At 55.3% G+C, this 26,633-nt stretch carries 26 protein-coding genes and 2 pseudogenes; 6 read left to right on the top strand and 22 right to left on the bottom strand.

Annotation, left to right across the window (positions count from 1 at the left end):
* Window positions 1-131: 131 nt before the first annotated feature.
* The 8 genes from ccoP (PH586_RS17960) to ccoN (PH586_RS17925) form a co-directional block, all read right to left on the bottom strand.
* Window positions 132-1,118 carry a cytochrome-c oxidase, cbb3-type subunit III gene (ccoP, locus tag PH586_RS17960; protein ID WP_271349122.1) on the bottom strand — a complete coding sequence of 329 codons (987 nt, stop codon included), beginning with the start codon at window positions 1,116-1,118 and terminating at the stop codon, window positions 132-134.
* A complete protein-coding gene (locus PH586_RS17955) occupies window positions 1,115-1,315 on the bottom strand; it encodes a cbb3-type cytochrome oxidase subunit 3 (RefSeq protein ID WP_271349121.1) in 201 nt (66 codons plus the stop codon). Before PH586_RS17955 ends, ccoP (PH586_RS17960) begins: the two co-directional genes overlap by 4 nt.
* Window positions 1,316-1,321: 6 nt before the next feature.
* Complete coding sequence (ccoO, locus tag PH586_RS17950; RefSeq protein WP_271349120.1) at window positions 1,322-1,930, bottom strand: cytochrome-c oxidase, cbb3-type subunit II; 609 nt, start codon at window positions 1,928-1,930, stop codon at window positions 1,322-1,324.
* On the bottom strand, window positions 1,930-3,372 hold the full coding sequence (gene ccoN / locus PH586_RS17945) for a cytochrome-c oxidase, cbb3-type subunit I (protein ID WP_271349119.1): 1,443 nt from the start codon (window positions 3,370-3,372) through the stop codon (window positions 1,930-1,932). Before ccoN (PH586_RS17945) ends, ccoO (PH586_RS17950) begins: the two co-directional genes overlap by 1 nt.
* Before the next feature lie 389 nt (window positions 3,373-3,761).
* Window positions 3,762-4,709, bottom strand: coding sequence for a cytochrome-c oxidase, cbb3-type subunit III (gene ccoP, locus PH586_RS17940; protein WP_271349118.1), 948 nt, complete (start codon window positions 4,707-4,709; stop codon window positions 3,762-3,764).
* Window positions 4,706-4,891 carry a cbb3-type cytochrome oxidase subunit 3 gene (locus PH586_RS17935; protein ID WP_271349117.1) on the bottom strand — a complete coding sequence of 62 codons (186 nt, stop codon included), beginning with the start codon at window positions 4,889-4,891 and terminating at the stop codon, window positions 4,706-4,708. Before PH586_RS17935 ends, ccoP (PH586_RS17940) begins: the two co-directional genes overlap by 4 nt.
* A 3-nt stretch (window positions 4,892-4,894) precedes the next feature.
* On the bottom strand, window positions 4,895-5,503 hold the full coding sequence (gene ccoO / locus PH586_RS17930; protein ID WP_271349116.1) for a cytochrome-c oxidase, cbb3-type subunit II: 609 nt from the start codon (window positions 5,501-5,503) through the stop codon (window positions 4,895-4,897).
* Window positions 5,503-6,942, bottom strand: coding sequence for a cytochrome-c oxidase, cbb3-type subunit I (gene ccoN, locus PH586_RS17925; protein ID WP_271349115.1), 1,440 nt, complete (start codon window positions 6,940-6,942; stop codon window positions 5,503-5,505). The genes ccoO (PH586_RS17930) and ccoN (PH586_RS17925) overlap by 1 nt, the downstream gene beginning before the upstream one ends.
* Before the next feature lie 104 nt (window positions 6,943-7,046).
* Here ccoN (PH586_RS17925) and PH586_RS17920 point away from each other — a divergent pair, with 104 nt between their 5' ends.
* Window positions 7,047-7,727: an alpha/beta family hydrolase gene (locus PH586_RS17920; RefSeq protein WP_271349114.1), complete on the top strand. Its 681-nt coding sequence runs from the start codon at window positions 7,047-7,049 to the stop codon at window positions 7,725-7,727.
* Window positions 7,728-7,783: 56 nt separating this feature from the next.
* Here PH586_RS17920 and PH586_RS17915 read toward each other — a convergent pair.
* Window positions 7,784-8,419: pseudogene (locus PH586_RS17915) on the bottom strand (DMT family transporter); the annotation flags it as partial.
* 110 nt (window positions 8,420-8,529) lie between these two features.
* Between PH586_RS17915 and PH586_RS17910 the strand changes: the two are divergent.
* Window positions 8,530-9,312, top strand: coding sequence for an abortive infection system antitoxin AbiGi family protein (locus PH586_RS17910; RefSeq protein WP_271349113.1), 783 nt, complete (start codon window positions 8,530-8,532; stop codon window positions 9,310-9,312).
* Between the two features lie 109 nt (window positions 9,313-9,421).
* Here PH586_RS17910 and PH586_RS17905 read toward each other — a convergent pair whose 3' ends face one another.
* Together PH586_RS17905 and PH586_RS17900 are read right to left on the bottom strand one after the other, a co-directional pair.
* Window positions 9,422-10,114, bottom strand: a complete 693-nt coding sequence (locus PH586_RS17905) for a hypothetical protein (protein WP_271349112.1) — start codon at window positions 10,112-10,114, stop codon at window positions 9,422-9,424.
* Between the two features lie 469 nt (window positions 10,115-10,583).
* The gene (locus PH586_RS17900; RefSeq protein ID WP_333908334.1) at window positions 10,584-11,306 is read right to left on the bottom strand and encodes a recombinase family protein; all 723 of its coding nucleotides are present in this window, start codon (window positions 11,304-11,306) and stop codon (window positions 10,584-10,586) included.
* Window positions 11,307-11,580: 274 nt separating this feature from the next.
* Between PH586_RS17900 and PH586_RS17895 the strand changes: the two genes are divergently transcribed.
* Together PH586_RS17895 and PH586_RS17890 are read left to right on the top strand one after the other, a co-directional pair.
* Window positions 11,581-12,687 (top strand): hypothetical protein, encoded by a 1,107-nt coding sequence (locus PH586_RS17895; RefSeq protein WP_271349111.1) that lies wholly within the window; start codon window positions 11,581-11,583, stop codon window positions 12,685-12,687.
* A 334-nt stretch (window positions 12,688-13,021) separates the two neighbouring features.
* Window positions 13,022-14,050, top strand: a complete 1,029-nt coding sequence (locus PH586_RS17890; protein ID WP_271349110.1) for a hypothetical protein — start codon at window positions 13,022-13,024, stop codon at window positions 14,048-14,050.
* Window positions 14,051-14,239: 189 nt separating this feature from the next.
* On the opposite strand, the gene PH586_RS17885 is transcribed toward PH586_RS17890, so the two are convergent.
* The 7 genes and pseudogenes from PH586_RS17885 to PH586_RS17855 all read right to left on the bottom strand — a co-directional run.
* The gene (locus PH586_RS17885; protein WP_271349109.1) at window positions 14,240-15,511 is read right to left on the bottom strand and encodes a hypothetical protein; all 1,272 of its coding nucleotides are present in this window, start codon (window positions 15,509-15,511) and stop codon (window positions 14,240-14,242) included.
* A gap of 203 nt (window positions 15,512-15,714) precedes the next feature.
* Window positions 15,715-15,840 (bottom strand): hypothetical protein, encoded by a 126-nt coding sequence (locus tag PH586_RS17880; RefSeq protein ID WP_271349108.1) that lies wholly within the window; start codon window positions 15,838-15,840, stop codon window positions 15,715-15,717.
* A 211-nt stretch (window positions 15,841-16,051) separates the two neighbouring features.
* On the bottom strand, window positions 16,052-16,549 hold the full coding sequence (locus PH586_RS17875) for a hypothetical protein (protein ID WP_271349107.1): 498 nt from the start codon (window positions 16,547-16,549) through the stop codon (window positions 16,052-16,054).
* 34 nt (window positions 16,550-16,583) lie between these two features.
* Window positions 16,584-16,817 carry a hypothetical protein gene (locus PH586_RS17870; RefSeq protein WP_271349106.1) on the bottom strand — a complete coding sequence of 78 codons (234 nt, stop codon included), beginning with the start codon at window positions 16,815-16,817 and terminating at the stop codon, window positions 16,584-16,586.
* A complete protein-coding gene (locus tag PH586_RS17865; protein WP_271349105.1) occupies window positions 16,807-17,067 on the bottom strand; it encodes a hypothetical protein in 261 nt (86 codons plus the stop codon). Before PH586_RS17865 ends, PH586_RS17870 begins: the two co-directional genes overlap by 11 nt.
* A gap of 935 nt (window positions 17,068-18,002) precedes the next feature.
* Entirely contained in the window at window positions 18,003-19,574 is a 1,572-nt protein-coding gene (locus PH586_RS17860; protein ID WP_271349103.1) for a recombinase family protein, read from the bottom strand.
* 45 nt (window positions 19,575-19,619) lie between these two features.
* Window positions 19,620-19,925 (bottom strand): annotated as a pseudogene (locus tag PH586_RS17855) (EamA family transporter); the annotation flags it as partial.
* A gap of 205 nt (window positions 19,926-20,130) precedes the next feature.
* Between PH586_RS17855 and aceK the strand changes: the two are divergent.
* The gene (gene aceK / locus PH586_RS17850; protein WP_271349102.1) at window positions 20,131-21,855 is read left to right on the top strand and encodes a bifunctional isocitrate dehydrogenase kinase/phosphatase; all 1,725 of its coding nucleotides are present in this window, start codon (window positions 20,131-20,133) and stop codon (window positions 21,853-21,855) included.
* A 172-nt stretch (window positions 21,856-22,027) separates the two neighbouring features.
* On the top strand, window positions 22,028-22,162 hold the full coding sequence (locus tag PH586_RS23600) for a PA1414 family protein (RefSeq protein ID WP_300657094.1): 135 nt from the start codon (window positions 22,028-22,030) through the stop codon (window positions 22,160-22,162).
* Between the two features lie 77 nt (window positions 22,163-22,239).
* On the opposite strand, the gene PH586_RS17845 is transcribed toward PH586_RS23600, so the two are convergent.
* The 4 genes from PH586_RS17845 to PH586_RS17830 form a co-directional block, all read right to left on the bottom strand.
* Window positions 22,240-22,974, bottom strand: coding sequence for an MBL fold metallo-hydrolase (locus PH586_RS17845; protein ID WP_271349101.1), 735 nt, complete (start codon window positions 22,972-22,974; stop codon window positions 22,240-22,242).
* A gap of 42 nt (window positions 22,975-23,016) precedes the next feature.
* Window positions 23,017-23,793: a carbon-nitrogen hydrolase family protein gene (locus tag PH586_RS17840; protein ID WP_271349100.1), complete on the bottom strand. Its 777-nt coding sequence runs from the start codon at window positions 23,791-23,793 to the stop codon at window positions 23,017-23,019.
* Between the two features lie 5 nt (window positions 23,794-23,798).
* Window positions 23,799-25,130 carry a purine-cytosine permease family protein gene (locus PH586_RS17835; RefSeq protein WP_271349099.1) on the bottom strand — a complete coding sequence of 444 codons (1,332 nt, stop codon included), beginning with the start codon at window positions 25,128-25,130 and terminating at the stop codon, window positions 23,799-23,801.
* 88 nt (window positions 25,131-25,218) lie between these two features.
* Window positions 25,219-26,613 (bottom strand): YjiH family protein, encoded by a 1,395-nt coding sequence (locus PH586_RS17830; RefSeq protein ID WP_271349098.1) that lies wholly within the window; start codon window positions 26,611-26,613, stop codon window positions 25,219-25,221.
* Window positions 26,614-26,633 lie beyond the last annotated feature (20 nt).

The raw sequence follows: 26,633 nt of genomic DNA, 5'->3' as shown, positions 1-26,633 counted from the left end.
GTACCACGGCGGTTGGTTGGCTGCCCCGGCCGATACATGCCGGCCGGGGTCATTCTCGCTATTACGCTATGGTACGCCTGGCTTGCCCTGGTTGGGTGCGACCGGAGGTCGCGCGCAACTCAGGTGGAGAATTACTTCTCCTCGGTTTGTTGCGACAGGCTGTACACATAAGCCGCCAGCAGATGCACCTTGTCATTGCCGAGGAAATCTTCCTGGGCAGGCATCTTGCCATTGCGACCATAGCGCAGGGTCTGCTGAACCTGGGCGAAGCTGGAGCCATACAGCCAGACCCGGTCGGTCAGGTTCGGCGCGCCCATGGCCTGTTGGCCCTTGGCGTCAGCACCATGACAGACTGCACAATTGGTCGCGAAGATGTTTTGACCTGCGGCAACGTCTGTCTCAATGCTTTCCGGGTTTTTCAGGCCCGACAGGCTGCGCACATAACTGGCAACGTTCTTGATGCCCTGCTCGCCGAGGTTATCCTTCCACGCCGGCATTGCAGCTTGGCGACCACCCATGATGGTGGTCTTGATGGTTTCTGGTTCGCCACCGTACAGCCAGTCGTTGTCGGTCAGGTTTGGAAAGCCGTAGGCACCTTTGGCGTCGGAGCCATGGCATACCGAGCAGTTGGAGGCGAACAGGCGGCCGCCCATCTTGAGCGCTTGTTCGTCCTGGGCGACCTGTTCGATTGGCATGGCTGCATACTTGGCGAAAAGCGGCCCGTATTGTGCCTCGGCCCTGGCCATTTCCTTTTCCCACTGATGCACGCCGGTCCAGCCTGCATTACGCACGCCGTCACTGATTTGAATGTCAGTGGCGAACGGCGTCTTGGCTTCGTTATCGAGGTGCTCGTAGCCTGGCAGCAGACCTTTCCAGTTACCCAGGCCCGGATAGAGCACCAGGTAACCCAAGGCGAAGATGATGGTGGCGAGGAACAGCATGAACCACCACTTGGGCAGTGGATTGTCGTATTCCTCGATGCCATCGAAGCTGTGCCCGACAGTCTCTTCGGTGGCTTCCTGGCGCTGGCCCTTGCGAGTGCCAAAGATAAGCCAGGTCAGCGCAAAGATGGTGCCTAGGGAGAGGATTGTTACGTACCAACTCCAGAACGTGGTCATTGGTTATTGCTCCTGGAAGATTTCTCGTCACGCTCACTGGATTTGGGTTCGTCGGCGAAGGGCAGATTGGCTGCTTCGTCGAAGTTCGATTTGCGCTTGCTGCTATAGGCCCAGAGCACCACGCTGATAAAAGCGATGAACACCACTACTGTGCCTATGCCGCGAATGGTCCCGACATCCGTAAGAAAGGAAGGCATGTTGCGTTACCGTTTGTTCTTGATTGAGGTGCCCAGAACCTGCAGGTACGCGAGCAGCGCGTCCATTTCGGTCTTGCCCTTCACTGCGTCTTTGGCCCCGGCGATATCTTCATCGGTGTACGGAATGCCAAAGCCGCGCATGACTTCAAGTTTCTTTGCGGTGTCCTTGCCATCGAGCTTGTGCTCGACCAGCCAGGGGTAGGCCGGCATCTTCGATTCCGGCACCACGTTGCGCGGGTTGTACAGGTGGGCACGGTGCCACTCGTCCGAGTAGCGACCGCCGACCCGAGCCAGATCCGGGCCGGTACGCTTGGAGCCCCAGAGGAACGGGTGGTCGTAGACGCTTTCACCAGCGACCGAGTAGTGGCCATAGCGCTCGGTTTCGGCGCGGAACGGGCGGATCATCTGCGAGTGGCAGCCGACGCAGCCGTTCTTGATGTAGATGTCACGGCCTTCCAGTTGCAGTGCGGTATAGGGCTTGAGGCCTTCCACCGGCTCATTGGTGATGTCCTGGAAGAACAGTGGGACGATCTGGGTCAGGCCACCGATGCTGACGGCGAGCACCATCAGCAGCGCCATCAGACCGATATTCTTCTCGATGATTTCGTGTTTCATCAGTGAGCTACTCCGGCGGGAATCTGCGAAGCCGCTTCGTATTCAGCCGGCTTGGCGGCACGCACGGTGCGGTAGGTGTTGTAGGCCATCAGCAGCATGCCGGTAACGAAGAACATGCCGCCGATCATGCGCACCACAAAGCCAGGATGGCTGGCTTCGAGTGCTTCAACGAAGGAGTAGGTGAGGGTGCCATCTTCGTTGATTGCGCGCCACATCAGGCCTTGGGTGATGCCGTTGACCCACATCGAGGAGATATAGAGCACGGTGCCGATAGTGGCCAGCCAGAAGTGCAGGTTGATCAGCGCGATGCTGTGCATCTGCTCACGACCGTAGACCTTGGGGATCATGTGGTAGAGCGCACCGATGGAGATCATCGCTACCCAGCCGAGGGCGCCAGCATGCACGTGGCCGATGGTCCAGTCGGTGTAGTGCGACAGGGCGTTGACGGTCTTGATCGCCATCATCGGGCCTTCGAAGGTCGACATGCCGTAGAACGCCAGCGATACCACCAAGAAGCGCAGGATCGGGTCGGTGCGCAGCTTATGCCAGGCGCCCGACAGGCTCATCATGCCGTTGATCATGCCGCCCCAGCTCGGCGCCAGCAGAATCAGCGACATCGCCATGCCCAGCGATTGCGCCCAGTCCGGCAACGCGGTGTAGTGCAGGTGGTGCGGGCCAGCCCAGATGTACAGGGTGATCAGCGCCCAGAAATGCACGATGGACAGGCGATAAGAGTAGATCGGGCGCTCGGCCTGCTTGGGTACGAAGTAGTACATCATGCCCAGGAAGCCGGTGGTCAGGAAGAAGCCCACGGCGTTGTGGCCGTACCACCACTGGATCATCGCGTCGGTCGCTCCGGAGTACATGGAGTACGACTTGAACAGGCTCACCGGCATGGCGGCGCTGTTGACGATGTGCAGCATCGCGGTGACCAGGATGAAGGCACCGTAGAACCAGTTGCCTACATAGATGTGCTTGGTCTTGCGCTTGACCACTGTGCCGAAGAACACCACCGCATAAGCGACCCAGACAATGGTGATCAGTACATCGATCGGCCATTCCAGTTCGGCGTATTCCTTGCTGCCGGTGTAACCCATTGGCAGGGTGATGACTGCCAGCACAATCACCAACTGCCAACCCCAGAAGACGAAAGCCGCCAAGGAGTCGGAAATCAGGCGGGCCTGACTGGTGCGTTGCACCACATAGAAGGAGGTGGCCATCAGCGCACATCCGCCGAAGGCGAAGATCACCGCGTTGGTGTGCAGCGGACGCAGACGGCCGAAGCTCGTCCATTCCAATCCCAGGTTGAGTTCCGGCCACACGAGTTGTGCGGCGATGAACACACCTAGAAGCATGCCAATGACTCCCCAAATCACCGTCATCACGGCGAATTGGCGAACCACCTTGTAGTTATAAGCAGTCTGACTGATTGCTGTGCTCATGCTGGGTTCCACGGTTAATGGATTTTTATAGAGGGTAAAAATCGGCGGCAAGTATGGAGAAAGCAGGTAGCCATTGCAACGACACAGGCCGAGGCTATTGGGGGTTCAATGCTCTCGACTGGCGCTTTGGCATCGCTCGAAAACGCTCTGTCATCAGCAACATGCGCCAGCAAGGCACAGCGCGAAGATAGGAGTCGCCTTGGCGTTACGGTGCGTGGCGACTGCTGACTAGATTAGCTCAAGTGAGGCAATGACAAGGTCATTGGTCGGCGGGGTGCGACCTTGGGTCGCACTGCTGGAAGCTGGGCCGGAAGGCCGATGGAGCGGGAGAGAGGCGTCCGCCAGGTTGCTGGCGACCCTTGGGCCTCAGCAGCTTGGCGGATTGTTGCTTACTTGGCGGCGACCTCGGTGATGCTCGGGGTGTTCTGGCTCAAGCTCAGTACGTAGGCGGCCAGCAAGTGCACCTTGTCGTTACCCAGGTACTGCTCCTGGGCCGGCATCTGGCCGTTGCGGCCGTGGCGGATGGTCTGCTGCAATTGCACCAGGCTGCTGCCGTAGATCCAGCCGGCGGGTTTGGTCAGGTCGGGCGCGCCGAGCATGGCCATGCCTGTGCCTGCTGCGCCGTGGCAAGCCTGGCAGTTGTTGGCGAATAGCTGCGCTCCCTGCTGCAGGTCGAAGGACTTGTCGGCAGGCAGTGACAGGCCGGCCAGGTCATGGCGCACGTAAGCGGCAACTTGTTGCACGCCTTCCTCGCCAATCACCTGGGCCCACGCCGGCATCATGGCCATGCGACCATTGAGGATGGTGGCCTTGACGGTGGCAGGCTCGCCGCCCCAGCGCCAATGGCTGTCGGCCAGGTTGGGGAAGCCCGCCGAACCCTTGGCGTCGGAGCCATGGCAGACCGCGCAGTAGGTGGCGAACATGCGCCCGCCCATTTTCAGTGCCTGCTGATCTTTAGCCACTTCTTCCAGGGGCATGGCCGCATATTTGGCGAAGATCGGCCCGTACAACTCATCGGCCTGATCCACTTCGCGCTGCCACTGGGCCACTTGGGTCCAGCCACCCTCGTAGCCCGGCAGCACACCTTTCCAGTTGCCCAGGCCGGGGTAGAGCACCAGGTAGCCGACGGCGAAAATCAGCGTGCCAATGAACAGCATGAACCACCACTTGGGCAGTGGGTTGTCGTACTCCTCGATACCATCGAAGGAGTGACCCATGGTCTGTTCAGTCTCGTTCTTATGCGCCTCGCCCTTGCGGGTCGCGAAAACCAGCCAGAACAGGGCGAGCAGGGTGCCAACGGTCAGCAGGGTTACATACCAGCTCCAGAAGGTACTCATGGGGTGTTGCTCCTCGATGCGGCGGACGTGGGTTCATCGGCAAAAGGCAGGAGTGCCGCCTCGCTGAAGGTGGCGCGGCGCTTGCTGCTGTATGCCCAGAGCGTCACGCAGACAAAGGACAGCATTACCAGTGCCGTACCTATGCCGCGCAGGGTGCCGATATCAATGATTGCGGGTGACATGGCCTACCTCTTGTTCTTGACGGCGGTGCCGAGTACTTGCAGGTAGGCGACCAGGGCATCCATCTCGCTTTTACCTTGGACCGCTTGTGCGGCGCCGGCTATGTCCTCCTCGCTGTAAGGCACGCCGACCGTGCGCAGCGCCTTGAACTTGGCCGCGGTGTCCTGGCCGTCCAGGGTGCTTTCCACCAGCCATGGGTAGGACGGCATCTTCGACTCAGGCACCACGTTGCGCGGGTTGTACAGGTGGGCGCGGTGCCACTCGTCCGAGTAGCGGCCGCCGACCCGGGCCAGGTCCGGGCCGGTGCGCTTGGAGCCCCAGAGGAACGGATGGTCGTAGACGCTTTCACCGGCGACCGAGTAATGGCCGTAGCGCTCGGTTTCGGCGCGGAACGGGCGGATCATCTGCGAATGGCAGCCGACGCAGCCCTCGCGGATGTAGATGTCACGGCCTTCCAGTTGCAGCGCGGTGTACGGCTTGAGGCCGGCCACCGGCTCATTGGTGACGTCCTGGAAAAACAGCGGGACGATCTGGGTCAGGCCACCGATGCTGACGGCGAGCACCATCATCAGTGCCATCAGGCCGATATTCTTTTCGAGTATTTCGTGTCTCATCAGTGGGCTCCTTCAACCGAAAACTGCGCGGCGGCTTGCAACTCGGCGGCCTTGGTATGGCGAACGGTCTGCCAGACGTTCCAGGCCATCACCAGCATGCCGCTGAAGAAGATCGCCCCGCCGATCAGACGCACCACAAAGCCGGGATGGCTGGCTTCCAGGGCTTCGACGAAGGAGTAGGTGAGGGTGCCGTCTTCGTTGACTGCGCGCCACATCAGGCCCTGGGCGATGCCGTTGACCCACATCGAGGCGATATAGAGCACGGTGCCGATGGTGGCCAGCCAGAAATGCACGTTGATCAGGCCGATGCTGTGCATCTCATCGCGGCCGAAGACCTTGGGGATCATGTGGTAGAGCGAACCGATCGAGACCATGGCCACCCAGCCGAGGGCGCCGGCATGGACGTGACCGATGGTCCAGTCGGTGTAGTGCGACAGGGCGTTGACGGTCTTGATCGCCATCATCGGGCCTTCGAAGGTGGACATGCCGTAGAAGGCCAGCGATACCACCAGAAAGCGCAGGATCGGGTCGGTGCGCAACTTATGCCAGGCGCCCGACAGGGTCATCATGCCGTTGATCATGCCGCCCCAGCTGGGCGCCAGCAGGATCAGCGACATGACCATGCCCAGGCTCTGTGCCCAGTCCGGCAGTGCGGTGTAGTGCAGGTGGTGCGGGCCGGCCCAGATGTACACGGCGATCAGCGCCCAGAAGTGCACGATCGACAGGCGATAGGAGTACACCGGGCGCTCGGCCTGCTTGGGCACGAAGTAATACATCATGCCGAGGAAGCCGGCCGTGAGGAAAAAGCCCACCGCGTTATGCCCGTACCACCACTGGATCATCGCGTCGGTCGCCCCGGCGTAGGCCGAGTAGGACTTGGTAAAGGTCACCGGAATGGCCATATTGTTGACCAGATGGAGGATTGCCACGGTGAGGATGAAACCGCCGAAGAACCAGTTGCCCACATAGATGTGGCTGACCTTGCGCTTCATGATGGTGCCGAAGAACACGATGGCGTAGCTGACCCAGACCACCGTGATCAGGATGTCGATCGGCCATTCCAGTTCTGCGTATTCCTTGGAACTGGTGTAGCCAAGCGGCAGACTGATGGCCGCCAGCACGATCACCGCCTGCCAACCCCAGAATGTGAAGGCTGCCAGCCTGGGTGCGAACAGGGTCGCCTGGGAGGTGCGTTGCACCGCGTAGTAGCTGGTGGCAAACAGTGCGCAACCGCCGAAGGCGAAGATCACTGCGTTGGTGTGCAACGGGCGCAGGCGACCGAAGCTGGTCCACGGCAGGTCGAAGTTAAGCGCAGGCCAGGCTAGTTGCGAGGCGATCAGTACGCCGACCGCCATCCCGACTATGCCCCACACCACCGTCATGATGGCGAACTGACGCACCACCTTGTAGTTGTAGGCGGAACTGATTGTAGTGTTCATGTATGGGCTTCCATCCACGGTTATGGGCAGATCATTCAAAACAGTTGGCCTCGCGCGAGCATGAGCTCTGACGCAGGCCGAAGGACTTCTAAAGCGAGGCAAGCATGAGCAAAGGGCAAAGTGCCGGTATTGACGGGGGTCAATGTGCGCAACCGGCGGGGCATGACGAGTGGCTGTGGACGCGGCCTGCCGCGGCGGCGCAAGCCACCCTGATCCTCGCCCACGGCGCGGGTGCGCCAATGGACAGCGAATTCATGACGCAGATGGCGCAACTGCTGGCCGCACGCGGGGTTGCGGTGCTGCGCTTCGAGTTCGACTACATGGCCGCCCGCCGCCTGGACGGCAAGAAACGCCCACCCAATCCTCAGGTCAAACTGCTGGAAAAGTGGCGTGGGGTGTATGCCCAGGTGCGCCAACAAGTCGCAGGGCCAGTGGCCATCGGCGGCAAGTCCATGGGCGGGCGCATGGCCAGCCTGCTCGCCGACGAACTGGGGGCCGATGCGCTGGTCTGCCTGGGGTATCCGTTCTATGCCGTTGGCAAAGCGGACAAGCCCCGCGTCGCGCACCTGGCCGAACTGCAGACGCCGACCCTGATCGTGCAGGGCGAACGCGACGCCCTCGGCGACCGGCAGACGGTCGCCGGTTATCCATTATCCAGGGCGATAACGCTGCACTGGCTGGCGAGTGGCGATCACGACCTCAAACCGCTCAAGCGCTCGGGCTTCAGCCATGAACAGCATATGCAGGCCGCGGCAGATTGCGTGGCAGGCTTTCTCTCGCGCTAAGGACCCCTCGCTGGGCGAGCGAAACGGGTCATCCGGCAGTCGATAGCGCAAGTCGCTTATGGGTGACGCTCAAGCCTGGCGGGTTTCTCGATGGGATTGCCGGGCATGTTCATGGCGGTGCTCGGTCGTACCACCAGCCACAGGGCGATGGCGATCAATACGCCGCCATACAGGTAGGCCCAGGACAGTGGTTCGTCGAGAAGCAGGGCGCCCCACAACACGCCGAACGGCGGGATCAGAAAGGTGGTGGTCGATGCCTTGATCGGGCCGATATCTGCCAGCAGGCGGAAAAACAGCACGTACGCGAAAGCCGTGCAGATAAAGCCAAGGCCTGCCAGGGACAGCCACTCCTGCAGGCCGCCCCAGCTCGTCGGCGGCTGTACGAGCAAGCTGCCCGCGAACAGGGGCAGGAGGAACAGGCTGGCACCGCAGAGGCTGCTGAACGCGGCGAGGCGATTGTCCAGGCCGCCCCGTTGGCCGATCCAGCGCCGGGTGAGAAAGCCGGCAAAACCGTAGCAGGTAGTGGCGATCAGGCAGGCCGCAGCGCCGAGCAGCAGTTGCTGATCGACCTCGACCGGCCCGGTTCGGGTCAGCACGGCGACGCCAAACAGGCCAAGCGCCACTCCAGCGGCTTTGCTGATGGTCAGTGCCTCGGCGAAGAACAGCATGCCGATCAGCACACCCATCATCGGGATATAGTCGGCAGTGTTGTGATGCGGATTTACGATTTTCAATATCAGTATTTCGACAACCGCTAGCTCGCCTTATCCTGTACTTCTCACGCACGCTAAGGATTGCGAGGATGGACAACGAATACGTCTCGAACACCCTGTATCACTTCGTGGGTGGTGGGGTAATGAAAGACAGCGGATTAACAGCGGGGGAGAAAGACGAGGCTTGCTTCCAGAGGCTGCTTACGGTTCTGGGAAGCGGGTTTATCTCTGCGAAAGGTTTGGATGGAGAGTGGCAGCATCAGGAGAGCATGGTAAGCATTTCCATTAATCCAGATGGGCATCTTAAGCATGGAGACTTCGACGGCTTCTTGGTAAAAGGGGCGATCACCTGTTACTGCGACATTCCGCTGACCTCGATAGGAGTTCATGCAGGGAAGTATGGGAAGTTTGGCTTAGGGGTGTCAGCCAGTGTTCTGGCTGGCTATGGGGCGAGGCCAGTGAGCTACGTCCCATTGGCTAACAATGGTGCTTTTGAGCCAAACTACAAGAGCTACGGCCTCCTCAATAACATGACCGAAGAGATATCGCGTCTCCATAGGGAGGTGAGCGATTGGGAGGATGAGCACAATCCAGAAGACGAGGAAGGGTGGCAGGAGATCGAGATACAGCATCCGCTGTCCGGCATTGGCAGAATCCTTGAACGCGATGTTGCTGCTTTCATCAAACCGTACAATTGCGAGCTATCCCTAACCGATCCGGATAACTACTACACGGAAAGGGAGTGGCGATTGCTTGGCAGTGTCGAGATTACACCAAGGACAGTACAGCGTCTTATTGTGGCTGCTGGGTTTGCGGAGCGCTTGAGGAAGGAGCTACCCCAGTTCAGCGGTTACGAGATTCACGAGCTGTGAAGTCATAACAGTCTGCTGCGCTCTCTCCTCTCGACTCAAGCATCCAATCCTGATCTGACTACGCTTGTCTTCTAGGGCTAGCGGGAGGGTAAGGCGATGAAGCGAATCATCATGGACATGGCGGGAATTGCTTATTTTGTCTCGTTTTTTCAGTGGCGTACTGTTCGTTAAATCTCTGGAAGTCGGAGTCATTCATGTTGTCGCGCAGTTCAGTCACGTTGTAGCTTGTGAACTGGTTGTGGCAAAAATAATGTAGCTGAGAGGCAATGTGTACGAGCAATAATATGTTCGTTACATGAGGGATTTCGGAGTATGGTAGGTATAAAAATCTACCTTTGTAGTTTATTTTTGTTGATCGGGTTGAGTTCGTATTGACTTTTAATTTTCTCAAGCATTGGCTTATTATATAATAATACTGATACATTTCGTCATCAGACAGGCTTGATTTGGTAGCTGTTAGTATGGAGTTTTTAATGCGCGTGTCGATGTTGTCAAAAATTGCTAATGCTGAGCTAGATGTGACGCTTGTTTCAAGGTGGCCATAGTGGTTGTTTGGAAATAATTCGAGATACAATTTCTCTGTGGATCCATAATGATAGCTGCCTAGGCCGCTGTCAATTTCTTGCAGTGTTGTCAGCGATTTTTTAAATTCTTCACGGTGCCTGATAAAGTTGGAAAACATATTATTCTGTATGGTCAGTTTTATTTGCGTCTGCGTCTCCAGTGATCTGTGAACAGCAGCTGCAATACCGGCTGTGGGAATTGCTAAGGCAATCAAGGCAGAAGGGAGTTGGAATTTCAAGAAAGCGTTCGAAAAGCAGGAGGATTTGAAACACCAACTTGCAGCAGGTTCAGCGATAATTATCAAAATGGCTGCTATACAACCAAGCCCAACTGGAAGGGCTATTGCTAGTAGAAAGTACCAGCACTTGTGCAATGGCCTATGATCCATCTGTGTACTCCTCCCCATGCCCTCGAAAGCTGAATATTACCTGAAGGCCAAAACTAAACTCAATTTTTCGCTAAAAATGCCTCTGCACAGTTCGGAAACGCTAGGACGTAGCCATTGAATAATATCAATGGCTGCTCTCTACCTGAGGTGTTTAACACAACCCAAGTGGGCCAACCGGAAACGGCCGGAAAATCAAAATATGCACGGGCCTTTCAAAACCTCTTGAATCGTTCTCCATCGGCCAGACGTGACAAAGCCGGGGACTATGCAAGTAGTCTCCCGGCTCGTGTCTGTGTGGCTTCTGTGTGGGTTGTAAAGGTTATTCCTGCACGAATGACAAGCTCAGGGATTGCATGACGCGGCTCACCTGAATAGCGCTCCATTGGCCTCCACGGCTTGTGGCTACACCACGAGCATTCAAGCATTCCGCCACTTCTCGCAAGCTCTTCAGCCCACGATACAGACAGGCTTCAAGGTGGGGCTGTACAGAGGCGTGGAAGCTGTTCACACGAGAGCCGACCACAGCATGGGCCTTAGCCCTATTGGCCTCTGTGCGGCCTTTGGCGAGCGCCTGAGAGCGGCGTTCAATCTTCTCTTGGGAAACTACATCCCCACCCTCTGCACGTTGCTTCAGGGAGGCTAGAGCATCCTTGGTGCGTTGGGCGATGAATGTACGTTCCTGCTCTGCCAGCATGGCGAAGAGGTGAAGTTGCAGTGTGTCGGCGTTTGGCATGGTTGCCACTTTGAACGTTAGGCGCTTCATCAGGCCTGCAATGTGTTCAACATCACGAGAGAGGCGGTCTAGCTTGGCGACCACTAAGGGGGCCTTTGATTCCTTGCACAGGGAAATGGCCTTAGAGCCTTCCGGGCGTTCTTCCAAAGGAATGGAACCAGACACACCAGACTCGACAAACTCCCCAACGATATTCCAGCCATTGGCCTTGGCGGCTGTCTCGATGTACTCCCGCTGAGCTTCCAAGCCTAGGCCAGAATCGCCTTGGCTCTTCGTGGACACTCGGTAATAAGCAACAACGTTCAACATGGCAACCCCCGGCATTCTGTCTGTGTGCACAGTGTAACTTTGTTACAACGTTCATTCAAGAAATGAAACACCGGTTTTCAACTAGGAATGTAACAAGGGGGAGCCGCATAGAGGCTCCTGAAAAGCGTGTTGCTGGAATCCAGAGCTGAAAGCAGCGTGCAGCGTAATCTGTGCGGGGGGTGGGCGTTCGCCTGCGGCTGGGGGCTGTTTTCTGCGTTTCTAGTGCAAAAAATAAAAACTGTGCAGAGAGTGAGAATCTGTCCCGTTTGATTGTGTGCAAGCACGCTCCCCGGAAGTGCTGGCTTCCAGTTACATTGGCTTACAGATATCTGTAGCATTGTTGGGGGCTGCCTCAATGTCATGTGAATTTGAAGTAGAGCTACGTAATTTACCAATATTTGGAGTTGCTATGGTAAGGGTGCTTTTTTGTCGTGCAAAATTAATTTGCGTTGTTTTTTATTTGTCTGCGGTTAGTTTCACTGCGCTAGCGGGTGAGATGCAGGGGGAAGTCGATGGGGGAGAATGGGAGCATGAAGTTATTGAGGATGAATACTATTTGAATGGGGGGTGCGATAAGTATTTGTCTGGCCTTACTCTGCTGGAACGAGGGGTGGTGAAGGATATAAATAAGCTTTTTGAGGTTCAGGATGTAATATTGTCTTTTTATGGTGGCAATACAATGTCTCCAAAGGTCTATGAAAGGCTTCGTGATAAAGGGTTTGATATTGATAAGAAGGTCTCTCGGGGCTTTTTGGATCTTAAAGGCGAGAATTATTTTATAGATAAATATAAAGGAGGGATTTATTCTAAGAAAGAGTTAGAAGTTAAGTATTCTGTATGGTTGGCTATAATGGAAAATAATAGTGATGAAAATATTTTGGGAGTAAGGAAGCACCAGCTATGTCTGTCTGCTGCTATTGGTGTGGGGAAGGGGGTTGAAGATGTTTACGGATATATTGACTATGCTATGGCAAGAAGGACAAGGGCTAGTGTTGGGTATTTCGATATTTCTGTAACAGGGTGTTCGGCGGCGCCAAAGGTTGGTACTGGTAATAGGTTTTCTGAGCCAAGGCTCTGGGATGGTTCTCGGTTTTTTATTGTTAATGTAAAATTCAAGAATACGGATACTGAGTCTCGTCTTCCGGTTGTTGGTGAATTATATGTTAATTATGGTGGAAAAGAGTACAAGTTCGATTCTGTTGAGCCAATAATACTTGATGGTTATAATATTTGGTTTCGGCCAATAAATCCATTGATTGCAATGGAAACAAAGATTGTTTATAGAATCCCTGATGAGTTGGAAGGGGAGGTGTTTTGGAAGCCGGGTCGGAATTCAAGTGGAACTCGATTGTGGTGTGGTTATGTCGAGGCGAAGCAGTGAGCTTTGGGTTTGTCGTGTTTTCATGAGTTAGGGCGTGAGGAGCAAGGAGGGGCCATTTATCTCGGAGGTGCAAGTATTTTTCATGCGGGGCGCTTACGGTGGGGTCAACGAGATTGCTTTTTCCAGTCCAGCAAACGGTTTGCACCATCTCCGTTATTTGGGCTATAGCTGGCGTGAAGCCATATACGGAATGAAGTCTTCTTAGGGAGGAATACACGCACCTGATGCCTTACTGTTTGAAGGGACTGTTGATCCCTTAGAGGGTAGTTTTTAGGAGCAATGGACTGGGTGGGGCTTTCAGCGTTTCGGAAGAGGCATTTATAAGGGGTGCATGATGAAACTTCAGTACTACATATCAAGCGGAAGATTTGATGAATTTTGTAAGGCTCTTAACGAATGCCAAAATTTGCTTGAGAAGGAATGCAAAGGTGAGACGGTTTTACATGTGATTGCTAGAAAAAAAGAAGAGAATTTTGTGAAGACATTCTTTTCAAAAAAATTAAGACCTAGCATGGAATACATTGCGGTGTATGAGGCAAGGTTGCGAGATGAAAAAATAAGCATGAAGAATGCTCTATCCATTCAGGATGATAATGGTGATACGCCTATTCATCGGGCCATAGCTTGTGATAACTGGCAGGTGGCTAAGTATTTTTCAAGATTCATGGGATATGGGGAGCTAAGTCCAAGTTACTTTAGAAATTCTTATGGTTTGACTGAGTACGAATATGCATTATTGCTGTATGGGTTAAATTCTCGCGCAGAAGAAATTCGAGACTTGTTTGTTTTTGAAAGATATAGTGGTGGGTTTTCAATGCTAAATCTTTTGGAAATAAAAAAGGCCGCCAAGGCATTCAAGTTTATAGAGTTTAAAGGCAGTGATGATTCGTCTGCGATAATTACGTCTGATGACCCTTTGTTCAGTAAGGCGCGTGAAAGTGATTACCCATATTCATCATCTAGTTTTGATGAGGAATGTGATTTGGCGGCGTATTGCAAAAATAACGGATTGCGTCCCTACGAATATGTTGAGGAATACAAATGGCCATTGGTTTCAGTTGATGATCTGTTGCTTTCGTCGAAAGTTGAAAATGATAAAAAAATTAGATTTTATTCTTTCATTTGTGAGTTCTATTCTTATGTCTGTTATCAGGTTTCTGATAATCCTAATATGAGAAATATGGCCATCATTGTAGTCTGTGATAATACAAATGAAGTTGGTTTAAGCGAAAGCGATGCCCGATGGCTGGAGGCTGTTGTTTCTAGGTTTATGGAAACGCGCTCACCGAGCAGGCAAGAAGCCTACTGGCCTTTTGTTGAGCGGATATATAATAGAAGTGGGGTTTTTGTTTTGGGCTCTTAGCTTTCTTGGGGGGCTTGTTCAGTGTGTAAAAGTTTATGATGAATTGTTGATCGTGAAATTACTGTCCAGCAACTATTGGGTTGCTGAGGATTTTTTGATGGTGGATTTATGACCAAGTTTAGAGTGTAATACATGGCATGGATAGCATCAGGAGGTGTTGTTTTGGGAGTCGTGCGGGTTTAGAGGTATTCAGAAAGGCGGCGGGTCGAAATATGTAGTCGTTGGTGGTGTGTCATACCGTACAGGAACACGTAGAATCGCTTCGTATTCATTGTCTAGCTCTGCTACCCAGTCTGTTGTTGTAACAGGGGTTGAGGGTGTGAATTCTGCACGTGCTGGGGGAGTGTCTACCACGGCAGATCGGCCTTTTGCTCTGCGCTTTTGTTCCTCCCAATCTGCCCGGTCTTTGTCTGAAAGAGTATCCTCGTAGGAAAGTTTTTCGCCCTGTATTGCACAGCCTTCAATGACAAGGACTGAGAAGCGTTGGTTAAAGCCTTGAGCATTGCCACCATGTAGCAAGTTGAATTGCTCCGCATAGATTGCTTGTAGCACAACAGCAAGCTTGCTTTTAGTTTTCTTGTGAAGCTTGCCGTAGTGAAGAGATAGTTCCAGTCGAATGTAGTCTTCCAGACAAGCCTCCCAAGCTTTGCACGTAGTCAGCAGTTCTTCACGGTAATTCGACAAGCGGCGTAGTTCGTGACCGAAAACTTGCCCGTATTCTTGGAGTTCAGCATAAGCACCAAACCCGGAAGTCTCTTTACCTGTGATGAGAGCTTTTAACGTTGAAAGCTCTTGTGTACTCATCGCCTCAAGTTTGGATTGAGTTGGCACACGAGGATCAGTAGAAGAGATTAGGAAGTCGAAGACTTGTTGCCGTACTGTGGGCTGTAGTTTTAGCTTTACTGCCAGTTGTTCAACTAGAGGTTGGCCCCAGTATTCAACAATCTTAGAGATTACTGCGGTTTTGGTGGCGTTCTCGCTAATCTTCCACTTGGGGCTAAGTGTATGGCGGGGAATACTGACACCGATCCCTGCAGCAGCCGTATTGCTGTGTTTGCTGTTGAGATTGCTGTAGGAGACGACAAGGTTTTCAGCACGCAGCACACCGATCTGGAAGGGATGTTTAACGGGGAAAAGATGACAAAGGCTATATGTTGCTTCACTGCCGAAGCCGTTAGCCTTCATTCGGTATTTGTAAACGGTGTGTAGCTCAGTTATAGATTCTAGGGTGTGGTCGCGGAGAATCTCGATTGTTTCTGCTCTGCGGCACTCATCGGCTAGATAGTAAAAGAAGGCAGAAGTCTCAGCGCGATACAGTCGCTTCTTTTGCAGCTTTCGCTGGCGTATTGCCTTGTGTTTCTTCTTGCAACTTTCTGCACAAAAATCTGCTGTCTTTCTCTTGAATTCAAATGGTTGTAGGCAGTGTTTACAGGTCTTAACTTTGTGTTCGACGGTTGTCATCTGTTGTAGCTCCGACTAGGTTAGCATGGGGGTTTGGATGAATCAGGGTGTAAGCACGGCGGCATTCGCCAGAGCAAAACGGTTTAACTTTGTTAACAACGAAAACATGATTACAGTTGCGACACTTGCACGTTTTCATAAGGGGTTCCTCTGGATAAATTAAAGGGGCGTTATGCCCCCTCTTGGTGTTTCTGGAACTTCGCTTAACGCTTCGTTACTGGAACATCTTTCACAAAGTCATATTGGCTTTCCCGCTTTGGCGGCTGGCCTGACTTAACTTTATCAACGAGCTCTTGAGTGCTTTTGCTTTGATCTGATTTCTTAGTCATGGTGTATCTCCTAGGTGGATTGTTAGTGCCTATTGGTTTTGATACTCGATCCTGCAAAATAGACTGCAAAAACTCTGGCCAACTTTGGTTAGCTCGCCACAGCATTTGCATTCGTTTAATGTGTCGTCGTATTTTTCTGCACGATGCCAAGAAAGGATTCTAGATTGGCGGCGTTCATTATACGTATACTCCTTAAGCTCTATTTTTCGGCTCATTGGAACTCGCCCAAAACTGCAAGTGCCTCAGACCGAGCCTTGTCTATTAGTTTCTGCTTGGCCTGTTCTTCTTTCTTCCGCTGGGCTGTTTCTTCGCGGGAAACCGTTTCAGAGATCATGGCTGCAAGATGTAAGTCATACCGGGCCTTGAGTTCGGCTGTGTAACTCTCTTCAACTTCTGCACGAATGGCTGCAATGTCTTCGTCTTGTTGCTGCTGGGGCTTCAACATAGTTACTGCGAAATGGCCAATGCCGCCGTATCGCTCGCAAGTTACGTGGGCGTCTGTACTGCGTGTATAGCCCTCGTTGATCTTGGTCACGTATTCGTCTAGCAGGGCTTCGGCGCTGTCTGTAACAAGTCTGACTAGCGCACCACGTTTGCGGGGGCTGTCTTCTTCAACGAGGTAAAATGAAACTCTGTTGGCTAGAAGACGATCAAAGTCTTCTTGCACAAACTTGTGGCTCACTGTCTGTGTAGGGGTGTATTTGCTCATGTGTGTATTACTCCTGATTATTGGGTTTTGTAAGTTAGCCTAGTAGCCGGAACATTGGTTGAGGCTCGGTAGAAAGCTCTTCAACTTCTGCGGGTGCATCTAGCGGGGCTGATATGACTCTGAAGACCCTGACGTAGATTTCAATTATTGACTTTGAAAGCGTTGCTCGTTTGGCAGGTGTAATGCTCGGGTCATCAAGGTCTTTGGCGAGAACATCAACTGCATGCTCTGCGAGAAGTTGAAGTTTCTCGATTGCGTCAAGCTTCATCTGCAAGCTCCTCGATACGCTTTGCCAACAGTTCAGACAAGGCTTTGAAGTCCTCAACGTGGTCGGCAATGCTTGCTCTCAACTTCTTACGGGCCAAATGGATTCGCTGAGCGCAAACATGCGAGCATAATTCGTGGTTCGCTCTGCGGGGTTCAAAGCTGGTGCCACATACCTTGCATTGGCGGGTAGTACATACAGCGAAGTGTTGACGCAGTTTCTTTAGATCAAGGTATTTATCGATTTCTTTCATAGGGTATTCCTCCAAGGAAAATGGATTAGGTTTTGGTTTGTAGTTGGTGTGATCGAAGGTGATCGCAGGAAAGTAAAAGAATGGCCCACAGGGGGGCCAATGCTGGAAGTTCCAGCGGACACACGGAGAGTGAATTCAAGACGGGTGGTGGGTGCTACCCGTGGAACATTTGCCCAGCAGTTAATCGAGGACTGCCGCCCAGCCATGCACCCAGCATGGATACCGAGTGCATAACGAAAATTTTGTGGGGTTGTGTGTGTTGCGTGGAGGTGGTATTCTAACGAGGAGTTATATTTATCTCTATTTACAGGTTATTATCCCACGAGAATCACTAAAAGTCAATACCTGACGGAATTATTTCTTGACTTTATGAAAATAGTTTGCTAGCGATGATCGGGTGCACTGCCTTTTGCAGGATTGGCTGCAAGCTCCTGTAAGGCTCTCTGCTGCACGATCTCTCGTAAGGTAGGGCCATGGCCTAGGGTCGGGTGTAAGGGCGCAGGAAGTGGCCTTGTGGAGGCTCCTAGCTACGCGGTGTTGGCGGGGTGGTATAGATGTTGCTGGAGGGAGTTACGCGCTGTGAGCGTAGCGAACACAGAAGAGAATAAGTCTTATTATATAGAGTATATATATTATCACCTCATCGGTGATAGAGTGTTTATATAATACAATAAGATAATATATATACTTCGTATATGGAAAAGATCAAGAGCATCGCTCCAGCTCTCTCGGCTTCGCCTCGTTCGCTGTCGCTCTATACTACAGATGTTTTCAATTCTGTCAATAGATCGTATACATCTTTGTGCACAAGCGAGGGTATTGCTCTACAAGCTCCTGTAAGGGGCCTTCCTGAAGCGCTCTCTCTAAGCCATTGGCTATCCCTGCCTTTTCCCTGTCGTGCAGCCTACGGCCTTTATGCGGCCTTCCTGAGCCTCCTACACCTCAGCCTCTACAAACTCCCCATCCCTGTAAACAAGGTGCTGGGTGATGGGCTGTGCAAGGAATTCGGCAAGTTCTGCGGCGTCTCGTTCTGCATTGGGTACACGGAGACGTATTTCTTCGTCTGCATGAAATAGGACGTAAGTGTTCGATGGGCGGGATACGTGGCTGTACCTGTACGTCTGCGTGGTGCTGTCTCCTTGGAAACTGGCTTCGTGCACCGTGATTGTCTTGTCATCGCAATGGATGGCGTACCCAGCACCTTGCAACAGTGCATTCAACTTTATTGGGTCATCATCAAGGAAATCGTTCTCTGCCTCGATCACGTCATCCAGTGAGAGCGGGGCGGCTGTAGCCTTCAGCAATGCACGTTCAGCTTCTAACTTCTCTATGGTGCTGGTGATGGTGTTCAGCTTCGCCACAATGGCAGGTAGCTTGCCGTATTCGGCCAAGGCATCAACGACAGTGGTTGATTGCTGGTGCAGCTGGGTTAGCTCGCCTTCGATGGCAATCTCTCGTTTCTCGTTGGCTGTCAGGTGCTGGCTCTGTGCGGCCCGTTGGAGGGCGCTGTGGGAGGTCTGAGAACGTATGTAGTCCAGCACTGTATACGGTAGGGATTTGGAGTTACTACAACCGCTGGCCCCTAGACGATGGCGAGACATACACACCATTGCCAGAGGTGAACGGCCAGTGTTCAGTACACCGAAATTGGCACCACAGCGACCACACTTCACCAGACCGGAAAGCAGGTATTGGCTAGAGGCGCCCTTGGGCTTGTATGCAGCTTGCAAGCGCTTCTGCACACGATAGAAAAGGTCTTTGGAAACTACAGCAGGGTAGACGTCTGGTGTGTCTCCCCAATTGCCCATGGCTGTTGGGTTGCGTAGCCACTTCTTGACTGTGCTGGGGTTCAGGGATTCAAGCAATTCATGCTTGCCACGGATTCGGGCCATGATGCGGCGCTCGCCAATGCCTGCGGCGTAGTCCTCGAACACTTGCACGATGAATGGGGCTATGTCGTCCACTAGCCGGCCTTCTGCGTCCAGCCATAGTGGGGTGCGGCGTTTCACACCTCCCCCGGCTGCTGCCTTCTCCCGCTTCCGCTGGTAGGCATCCTTAATGCGCCTACTGAGAGCGTCGGAATACTGGTATGCCTGCTGCACCTTGGCGACCAACAGGAACAAGTGGTTACTGTTCACTGACTCCCGGTTGTACGTAATGCCATCGTCTAGCGTGACGATATTCACTCCAGCGTTAACCACCTTGGAGAGAAGTGGCAGCATTTCCATCGGCTCTAGCCGGCCTGCACGGTCGATGGCCTCAATCAATACAACGTCGCCAGACTGGATGGAGCCAGCCTCAACCGCTGCTAGGAGTTTGCCAAAGCCATTATCAAGGTGCTTGCCGCTGTACCCGCTGATACCCAAATCTTGGAAGCTGGACGTGCTGAGGGTGTATGTAGGGTGTTTGAGGAGCCAGCCTGCAATCATGTCTTGCTGGCGTTGGAAGCTAGCCCCGTGGGCCTGTTGGGCGCTGGAGAATCTGACGTAGCTGAAGGCTGTTGGCATAGGGTGCACTCCTGAGAGTGCCAATCATAACACTGCGTATTTCTTCGGCGTGGTGGCGTTGAAGATTGCCGAGTAGCCGGCCGGCAGTACCAGCGCCGCCAGGCAATACATGGCCGACGGCAGGCCGGCATTGATCACCCCGAGCACCAGGCAGTGCTTGAGCTTGCCGCGAAAATCCCATTGCACACGCATGATCAGCAAAATCGCCAGGAGACCGAGGGCGCCCAGGCTGGCGCGGAAGAATGCGGTCGGCATGCTGCCGAGCACGGGTGCCACGATGCGCATGAATAGAAAGCTGGCGCCCCAGATGGCGGCGAGCAATAACAGGCGCAGCAGGTCGGCGAGGCGCACAACGAACTCCAACTTGGGTAGGGGCGAGCAGTGTTGCCGGCCATGCAGGGCAAGGCAATGCGAAAACAGCTTTTAAACTCGCCAGCCGGCAGTATTTCGCGGCGATAAAGCGGTTTAGCCGTTTTTCCGGCTTTTCCTCGCGGCGGTCACTGGCTAAGCTCGGCAGTTCATCCAGTCGGTTCATATTTCACCTAGAGGTCTGCCCATGTCGCAGCAATGGCCCGCCAGCGCTATCGCCACGCTTATTCTCGACGGTTTTGACGATTATCGTGAGCAGTTCCGGCAGATCACCAACGGCGGGCGGGAGCGTTTCGAGCAGGCGCAGTGGCAGGAAATCCAGCAGGCTGCGGCCGCGCGTATCGCCCTTTACGAAGACTGCGTCCGAGAAGTCAGTGAGCGCCTGCGCAGGGCCTATGCGCCCGAGGTGCTGCTGGATGTGGCGCAGTGGCCGCTGGTCAAGTCGGCCTATATCAGCCTGATCGATGTGCGTTGCGACGACGAACTGGCGGAAACCTGGTTCAACTCGATCTTCTGCGGGCTGTTCAGCCATGACCAGATCAACGATGGCTGCATGTTCATTCACACCACGCGCCCGGCCCTGCGCGCCAATGTTCCGACGCCGCTGACCCGGATCTACCGACCCCAGGGCAATATCGAGCAGGCGCTGCGGCAGATCGTCGAGGATTACCGTTTCGAGGTGGCTTACGATAACGTCGAGCGGGATCTTGCGCGGCTGATCAAGCAGGTGCACGAGAACTTGCCGGACTGGGTGTGCAAGGATCCCGAGCTGCGTATCGAGCTGTTCTCCTCGCGCCTGTACCGCAACAAGGGTGCCTACCTGGTCGGGCGCATCAATACCCGTGACGAACAGTGGCCGTTGGTGATCCCGCTATTGCACCGCGAGGGCCAGGGTATCCAGATCGATACGCTGATCACCGATGAGGCCGAGGTGTCGATCATCTTCTCCTTCACCCGTTCCTATTTCATGGTACGGGTCGACTATCCGGCTGAGTTCGTCGGGTTTCTCAAGCGCATCTTGCCGGGCAAGCATATTGCCGAGTTGTACACCTCGATCGGCTTCTACAAGCATGGCAAGTCGGAGTTCTATCGCGCGTTGATCAATCACCTGGCGAGCACCGACGACAAGTTCATCATGGCTCCCGGCGTGCGTGGCATGGTCATGAGCGTGTTCACCCTGACCGGCTTCAATACCGTGTTCAAGATCATCAAGGACCGTTTCGCCCCGTCGAAGAACGTCGACCGCAATACGGTGATCGAGAAGTACCGCCTGGTGAAGCGGGTCGACCGGGTCGGCAGGATGGCCGATACCCAGGAATTCGCCGATTTTCGCTTCCCCAAGGTCAAGTTCGAGGCGGATTGTCTGGCCGAACTGCTGGAGGTGGCGCCATCGACTGTCGAGGTCGACGGCGATACCGTGCTGATCCGCCACTGCTGGACCGAGCGGCGCATGACGCCGCTGAACATGTATGTCGAAAATGCCAGCGAAGCCCAGGTGCGCGAAGCGCTCGATGATTATGGCCTGGCGATCAAGCAGTTGGCCGCCGCCAACATCTTCCCCGGCGATATGCTGCTGAAGAACTTCGGCGTGACCCGTCATGGCCGAGTGGTGTTCTACGACTACGACGAAATTTGCTTCCTCACCGAGGCCAATTTTCGGCATATCCCGCCACCGCGCTACCCGGAGGATGAGATGGCCTCCGAACCCTGGTATTCGGTGGCGCCGCTGGACGTGTTTCCCGAGGAGTTCCCGCCGTTTCTGTTCGCCGATATGAAGCTACGCCGCTTGTTCAGCCAGCTGCACGGCGAACTGTATGACGCCGATTACTGGAAAAGCCTGCAGGATGCGATTCGCGCAGGCAAGGTGATCGACGTGTTCCCCTACCGGCGCAAAGCCGAGCAGATCGAATAGGGCAGCTGGCAAAGCGCCAGGCCTCTGCCGCAGTTATTGCCCGGGCCGACAGCCGGTCATGCTCAGGGCGGTTTGATTTGCATCAAGCCTCGGCGGTTGCGCTAGGGTTAATCTATGTCGAGATAAGGTGCATTCGGGTGCCTTATCGAAGTCCTTGGCAGGAGGTAATTCCATGATGGCCAAGTTGCATAACGCCTTACACGACCTGTTGGTTGCCTTGGGTTTGCTTGATCGGCCGAAACTGCAGCCTGTGCCTGTGCGCGACGACGATCAGCGCCGCCCACAAGCGCCTCGCCGCCGTCGTTAATAGTTCAAGGTAGGGTGGGCATTAGCCCACCAGGGGCGAGCATCGGCAACCACTGCTTAAGGTGCGCCTTATGCAGGTTAGGTCAGTTGCGGGTGATCGTTGAACCATTGCCCAATCAGTTCGTGCATGCGTTCACCGGAAAAGCTCGGGAAGTGCCCGCCGTGTACGTTGCGTACCGGCAGTTGGCGCAGGCGGGCGAGGCTTTGTGCGTAATCCTCCAGGTTGGAGTGATAAGCATCTTCGATCAGCGGGCCGTCGTAGAGAATATCGCCGGAAAACAACGTCTGCGTTGCCGCCTCCCACAGGCTGATACCGCCTGGTGAATGACCCGGGGTATGCAGCACCTGCAATACCCGATCGCCCAAATCCAGCACATCACCTTCCTCGATCAATCGGGTTGCAGGCGCGGCCTTGACCCGGTACTCGGCGTAGCACAGCGGACAATCGGGGTGCGCCTCGAACATCTCGTCGCCGACGAAGTCCTTGGCCAAGGTGTTGGCCCCGGTCGGCGCCGCGAGTATGTCTGCTTCGGCGGGATGCACCAGGCGCTCAGGGAACTCATGGTGGCCGGCGATATGGTCGAAGTGTGTATGACTGGCCACCGCCAGCAACGGCCGCTCGGTGAGCCAGGGCAATTGCTCGCGCAGGCTGACCAGGCCGGAGCCGGAGTCAATCAGCGCGTCACGCTCCCGGCCTTGTATATGCCACAGGTTGCAGCGGTAGAAGGGGCGGATATAGGGCTCGTGGATCAGGCAGATGCCGTCATGGCGATGCTCCACCTCAAACCACTGGTCGCGGCTGACTATTTTCATGTCTGTGCTCGGGTCATAAGGTGCAGTCAGGTCCCTGCTTGATCAACTTATCTTGAGTCGAGGATGAAGGTCGCGCAAGTAGTCCTGTGCTTTGCGGCTCTTCTGGCAACGACTGAGATCGAGGTCAAGGATGGCGCTGGCGGGTTGCTCCGCCAGTTGCGCGAGAACTTCGCCATCCGGGCCGGCAACCAAGCTATTGCCGCAGAACTGCAAGTGGTCTTCCTGGCCACTGCGGTTGATGCAGGCGACGAAGACCTGATTGTCCAAGGCGCGACAGGTGATCTGCAGTTGTTGTCGCTTGGCGTTGGGCACCATGTTGGCCGTGGGGCTGATAATCAGCTCGGCGCCTTGCTGGGCCAATGCCCGGCTGACTTCGGGAAACTCGTTGTCGTAGCAGATCATCAGGCCAATGCGTCCGAGACGCGTGTCCACAACCAACGGCGCCTCGCCAGGGGTGAATACGCCGTGCTCATCGGCCCATAATTGCATCTTCCGGTAGCAGCCCAGCAGCGTGCCTTGGTCGTCCAGCAGTACGGCGCTGTTGTAGATCCCGTCCGTAGTCCGTTCGGCAACCCCGATGATCAGGTGCAGGCCATAGTGTCGCGCCAATCGAGCCACCTCGGTGAGCAGCGGGCCATCGAGCGGCTCGGCAAGTGCATCGAGGCGATCGAAGATCAGGTAGCCGGTGAGGGCGAGTTCCGGCAGGGCCAGCAGATCCACTTGGGCCTCCTTGGCTTGCAGGCACAATGCCTCCAGCTCATCGAGGTTGTGTGGGATCTGCGCTCTTTGTGGGGCTGTTTGGGCAATCATCAAACGCATGAGTATCAGCCTTTCGAGGTTTGCTGGGCGCTCAGCTGCGTGCCGGGAAGGACAAGGAGCTTGACGCTTGCCCAGTAAAGCAAGCCAGTGATGATGAACACTGGCAGCGACGAGCCGAAGGACAGGGGCGAGACTAGGGTCCAGTAGCTAGATAGCCCGGCGCCGATCAGGTAGGCGGCGAAGGCAAACTTGGCCGTGGGCAAGCCGATCTGCTGTTTCTGGCTGAGCAGGCCTGCGTTGTAGCTGCTGGCATCAATCAAATAATAGTCGCAGATCATCACGGCGAATGCCGGAATGAACAGGCCACCGATGATGATCAGAAAGTTCTGGAACTGGTCGAGGATGCCTGGGATCAGGGCGCCGAAGACACTGACCAGACCGATTGTCAAGGCCGGCTTCCAGAATTTCATTTCGGGGGCCAGGTTCATCGCAGACAGGGTGGCACTGTAAACCGCCATGATGTTGGTGGTCATTACCGAGAGAAAAATTACCAGGGCAGCCGGCAGGCCGAAGCCGAAGTGGCTGAGCAGTTGGGTCGGGTCATATGTCTGCTCCATGTTGTTGAGCAGGGACAGGCCCGATACTGCCGCGCCCAGGGTCATGGCTAGCAGGGTGGCGGTGAAGTAACCCAGGTAGGTGGCGCAGACGGCCGTGCGTGGTGAGTTGCAGTTGCGGTTGTAGTCAGCCGAAGACGATATCCAAGAGAAAGCGGTAGCTACGACGATGTCGAAGGCTATGCCGATAGTGATGCCGTCGACACGTTTAGGCAGCTCCAGCAGCGAACCGAGGTCATAGTGGCTGTTCAGGGCATAGAACACGGCCAGCGACAGAGTCAGCATCAGTACGGCGGCCCAGCGCTCGACTCGCTCGATACCGAGATGGCCACGCAGCACGACCAACACCACGATGGCTTCGCAGATCACTGTCATCAAGGGCAGGTTGCTGTAGCCGAAGGTCGACTCAATGGCGTAATTAAGGCTCATGGCTGCCAGCAGGGCCTGAATCCAGCTCCAGCCGACCAGCATGCAGATGTTGACCAGGGAGATGAACTTTGCTCCCAGGTTGCCGTAGGCGCGTCGGCTCAGGACCATGGTCGGCAGGCCAGTGCGCTGGCCCATCAACCCGACGAGTACCAGGGGGATGGCGCCGATCAGTGTGCCAAGTACGACCGTGCCCAAGGCATCGCGAAAGTCCAGATCTGGAACCAGCAGCATTCCGGTCAGGATGGTTGTCACCACCATGTTGGCGCCGAGCCAGAGGGCGAAGGTGGCAAAGAACTTCATGCTCTTCGTCTGCGAACTACTCAGGGTGTCGTGACCCAGGAGGGAGCCGGTCATTGTCGAATCTCCAGTGATATTGTTGGTATTGTGATCCGATCAGAAGCCCTCGCCCTGCCGCGGAGCTGGCGGATTAAGGGCAGTGCGGTCAGCCGACGATCCAGTGCGCCATCAGCGCGATGATCGGCAGGGTGATCAGGGTGCGAATGATAAAGATGGCGAACAGTTCGAGCAGGTTCAGTGGCAGCTTGGCCTTGATGATCAGCACGCCGACTTCCGACATGTAGATCAGCTGGGTCAGCGACACGCAGGCCACCACGAAGCGGGTCAGTTCGCTCTCGATGCCCTTGCCCAGCACCGCCGGTAGGAACATATCGGCAAAACCCACCAGCATGGCCGGTGCGGCCTTGGCGGCTTCCGGCAGTTGCAGCAGTTCCAGCAAAGGCACGATCGGTGCGGACAGCCAGTTGAAGATCGGCGTGTACTCGGCAATCGCCAGGGACACGGTGCCGATGGCCATCACCAGCGGCAGCAGGCCGAGCCAGATATCCACCACGTTATGCACGCCGACCTTGACCATCTGCGTCGGCGACGGGTTGGCATTGGCGCGATTCACCGCCTGCAAGACGCCCCAGCGCAGCAGCGAGGTGCCGGCCGGTACGTCTTCCTTGATCTGCTTGCCGACGCCGGCGACGTACTCGTCCTTTTTCCACGACAGCGGTGGAATGCGCGGGGTGATGATCGCCGCCGCCAGGCCCGCTACCACTACGGTGAGGTAGAAGGGCACGAACAGGTGGTCGAGCTTCATAAAGCTGGTGATCAGCAGGCTGAAGGCGATCGAGGCGACCGAGAAGTTGGTGGCAATCACCGCCGCTTCCCGGGCGCTATAGAAGCCCTTCTGGTACTGCTGGGCGGTGATCAGTACGCCGACGGTGCCGGAGCCGAGCCAGCTGGCGATGGCGTCGATGGCCGAGCGGCCCGGCAGGCCGAAGACCTTGCGGAACACGTTGCGCACCAGGGTGCCGCAGAATTCCATCAGGCCGAAGTCGGTGAGCAGCGGCAGGATCAGGCCCGCGACCAGGAAGAAGGTGATCAGCACCGGGGCCAGGTCTTTCAGCACCACGCCGCCGGTGTTGGCGTTCCACACCCATTCCGGGCCGAACTGCCAGAAGGTCATGGCGGCAAACACCGCGCCGAGCACGCGCAGGCCGAGCCACAGCGGGCTCAGGTTGAACATCTCGTTAAGGGCGTGGCGCTGGGTAAGCCAGCGCGGCTTGAGAGCCGAGCCGAGCAGGCCGAGGGCGGCGGAGAACAGCAGCAGTCCAGTGGCGATAGCCGGCAACCAGGCGCTCAGCGAGGCTTTCAGGACGTCGGCCATGACGCCGAGGCCGATGGTGACCTTGCCGTCGTAGACAACCGGGGTAAGAAACAGCAGGACGCCGAGTAGCGAAGGGATCAGGAAGATCAGCAGCTGGCGCAGATTGTATGAGTTGTCTGCCGGCGGTTGGTCGTCCAGCAGGGGCATGGCTTGTTCGTGGTTCATCTTGGCACCCTATTTATTGT

This window comes from Pseudomonas aestuarii, assembly GCF_027988105.1.
Classification (GTDB): domain Bacteria; phylum Pseudomonadota; class Gammaproteobacteria; order Pseudomonadales; family Pseudomonadaceae; genus Aquipseudomonas; species Aquipseudomonas aestuarii.
Note: the sequence above shows the minus strand (reverse complement) of the source record. Positions and strands in the feature narration are given on the sequence as shown.

Coding starts and splice junctions, on each gene's coding strand:
- PH586_RS17910 (WP_271349113.1), top strand. CDS start 8,530: ATGGACAACGAATACGTCTCGAACACCCTGTATCACTTCGTGGGTGGT.
- ccoP (WP_271349118.1), bottom strand. CDS start 4,709: ATGAGTACCTTCTGGAGCTGGTATGTAACCCTGCTGACCGTTGGCACC.
- PH586_RS17920 (WP_271349114.1), top strand. CDS start 7,047: ATGAGCAAAGGGCAAAGTGCCGGTATTGACGGGGGTCAATGTGCGCAA.
- PH586_RS17955 (WP_271349121.1), bottom strand. CDS start 1,315: ATGCCTTCCTTTCTTACGGATGTCGGGACCATTCGCGGCATAGGCACA.
- ccoN (WP_271349115.1), bottom strand. CDS start 6,942: ATGAACACTACAATCAGTTCCGCCTACAACTACAAGGTGGTGCGTCAG.
- PH586_RS17885 (WP_271349109.1), bottom strand. CDS start 15,511: ATGACAACCGTCGAACACAAAGTTAAGACCTGTAAACACTGCCTACAA.
- ccoO (WP_271349116.1), bottom strand. CDS start 5,503: ATGAGACACGAAATACTCGAAAAGAATATCGGCCTGATGGCACTGATG.
- PH586_RS17900 (WP_333908334.1), bottom strand. CDS start 11,306: ATGTTGAACGTTGTTGCTTATTACCGAGTGTCCACGAAGAGCCAAGGC.
- PH586_RS17935 (WP_271349117.1), bottom strand. CDS start 4,891: ATGTCACCCGCAATCATTGATATCGGCACCCTGCGCGGCATAGGTACG.
- PH586_RS17870 (WP_271349106.1), bottom strand. CDS start 16,817: ATGAAGCTTGACGCAATCGAGAAACTTCAACTTCTCGCAGAGCATGCA.
- PH586_RS17860 (WP_271349103.1), bottom strand. CDS start 19,574: ATGCCAACAGCCTTCAGCTACGTCAGATTCTCCAGCGCCCAACAGGCC.
- PH586_RS17890 (WP_271349110.1), top strand. CDS start 13,022: ATGAAACTTCAGTACTACATATCAAGCGGAAGATTTGATGAATTTTGT.
- PH586_RS17880 (WP_271349108.1), bottom strand. CDS start 15,840: ATGACTAAGAAATCAGATCAAAGCAAAAGCACTCAAGAGCTCGTTGAT.
- PH586_RS17845 (WP_271349101.1), bottom strand. CDS start 22,974: ATGAAAATAGTCAGCCGCGACCAGTGGTTTGAGGTGGAGCATCGCCAT.
- ccoP (WP_271349122.1), bottom strand. CDS start 1,118: ATGACCACGTTCTGGAGTTGGTACGTAACAATCCTCTCCCTAGGCACC.
- PH586_RS17865 (WP_271349105.1), bottom strand. CDS start 17,067: ATGAAAGAAATCGATAAATACCTTGATCTAAAGAAACTGCGTCAACAC.
- aceK (WP_271349102.1), top strand. CDS start 20,131: ATGTCGCAGCAATGGCCCGCCAGCGCTATCGCCACGCTTATTCTCGAC.
- PH586_RS17830 (WP_271349098.1), bottom strand. CDS start 26,613: ATGAACCACGAACAAGCCATGCCCCTGCTGGACGACCAACCGCCGGCA.
- ccoN (WP_271349119.1), bottom strand. CDS start 3,372: ATGAGCACAGCAATCAGTCAGACTGCTTATAACTACAAGGTGGTTCGC.
- PH586_RS17840 (WP_271349100.1), bottom strand. CDS start 23,793: ATGCGTTTGATGATTGCCCAAACAGCCCCACAAAGAGCGCAGATCCCA.
- PH586_RS17875 (WP_271349107.1), bottom strand. CDS start 16,549: ATGAGCAAATACACCCCTACACAGACAGTGAGCCACAAGTTTGTGCAA.
- PH586_RS17835 (WP_271349099.1), bottom strand. CDS start 25,130: ATGACCGGCTCCCTCCTGGGTCACGACACCCTGAGTAGTTCGCAGACG.
- ccoO (WP_271349120.1), bottom strand. CDS start 1,930: ATGAAACACGAAATCATCGAGAAGAATATCGGTCTGATGGCGCTGCTG.
- PH586_RS23600 (WP_300657094.1), top strand. CDS start 22,028: ATGATGGCCAAGTTGCATAACGCCTTACACGACCTGTTGGTTGCCTTG.